The organism is Pseudomonas sp. TWI929 (genome assembly GCF_039673335.1).
Classification (GTDB): domain Bacteria; phylum Pseudomonadota; class Gammaproteobacteria; order Pseudomonadales; family Pseudomonadaceae; genus Aquipseudomonas.
Genome location: NZ_JBDJLK010000172.1, coordinates 1 through 1,425, shown reverse-complemented (window position 1 = coordinate 1,425; position 1,425 = coordinate 1). Strand labels below are relative to the sequence as shown.

The 1,425-nt window shown below is 57.5% G+C and carries 1 protein-coding gene; it reads left to right on the top strand.

The window, feature by feature from the left end; all coding sequences use genetic code 11:
- The first annotated feature begins 89 nt into the window (after positions 1-89).
- Positions 90-1,415, top strand: coding sequence for an IS4 family transposase (locus ABE456_RS28395; protein ID WP_346646892.1), 1,326 nt, complete (start codon positions 90-92; stop codon positions 1,413-1,415).
- Positions 1,416-1,425 lie beyond the last annotated feature (10 nt).

Genomic DNA, 1,425 nt, shown 5'->3' with positions numbered 1-1,425 from the left:
GTAATGCTGTTCACTTAAGCATTTGAGTCCGAGCCAGGGTTTCTAGAAAATCCGATACCAGCCCCCTGGTATCGGATTTTTTTATGCCCATTCAGCAGCAATTGCTCGACCTCGGCGATCTCTTCAACTTTTCCGACCTCAGCACTTTTACCCAAAACATCCCTATTGAGTGGGTGGCCAGTGCGCTCAGCCTCTCGGCTCAGGCCACTATCCGGCGGCGCCGCCTGCCGAGCGATCAGGTGCTTTGGTTGGTGCTAGGCATGGCACTGTTCCGCGATGAGCCTGTGCATGAGGTGGCCAGACGCCTGAATATTTGTGCTCAAGGCTTGGCCTCCGATCAGCTACTGGCGCGAAGCGGTGTGACCGAGGCACGCAAGCGACTGGGCGCTGATCCGGTCGAGTCCTTGTTCCGCCAGACCGGTAAGCAGTGGGGCTGCGAGCGATACGAGGGTGATACCTGGGGTGGCCTGCAAGTGTTCGCAGTGGACGGCGCATTGCTGCGAACGCCCGATTCGCCTGAGTTGCGAGAGCATTTTGGCTCGGGCAACACCGGCACCGAGCGTCAGACACCGTTCCCGATACTACGCCTCGTTGCGCTGATGAATGTACGTTCCCACGTGATCCTCGACGCCCAGCTCAGCCCTTACCGAGGCAGCGAGATGCGTCTGGCTGAAAGCTTTCTCGGGCAGATTCCAGATGACTCGATCACGTTATTCGATAAGGGCTTTTGGGGCGCCGACCTGCTATTGAGCGTCGCTGAAGGTGGTAGGAATCGCCACTGGTTGACGCCCGCTCGCAAGAATCTGGTCACGGAAGAAGTCGAGCGTTATGGCAAGCACGACCGGCGTGTGCGCATGAAGGTCTCGCCTCAGGCTCGCAAACGAAATCCGGATTTACCCACGCATTGGGAAGTGCGTGAAGTCAGTTATGAAAGCCAGGGACACGTCAGATCGCTACTCACTTCATTGCCTGCCGACCGCTACAGCGCGGACGCGGTGGCCGAGCTGTACCTGGAGCGCTGGGAGATCGAATTGGGCTTTCGGGACATCAAAAGCTCTATGCAACAGAATGCCGTGACGCTGCGCAGCAAAAAAGTCGAGCTGATTTATCAGGAGGTCTGGGGACTCTTGCTGGCCTACAACATCATCCGTCGGGAAGCTAGCCAAGCCGCTATAGCCTTTGGCCGAAAGCCTTCTGACATACGTTTCAAGCCGGCCTGCCAGTACATCGCCGTGCAGTTGATCGTCATGGCCGCGGCCAATCCGGTATCGGCTACAGGCAGAAGGTTGGCTGAGTTGCGGGGAGGTGTGGCGGGGATGTTTCTGGATCACCGTCCAAGGCCAGGAAGGCCAAGGACGGTGAAGATTTCCAAAACCCGGTATCCGGTGGATCGTAAGGCTGCTCCGCTTAAGTGAACAGCATTAC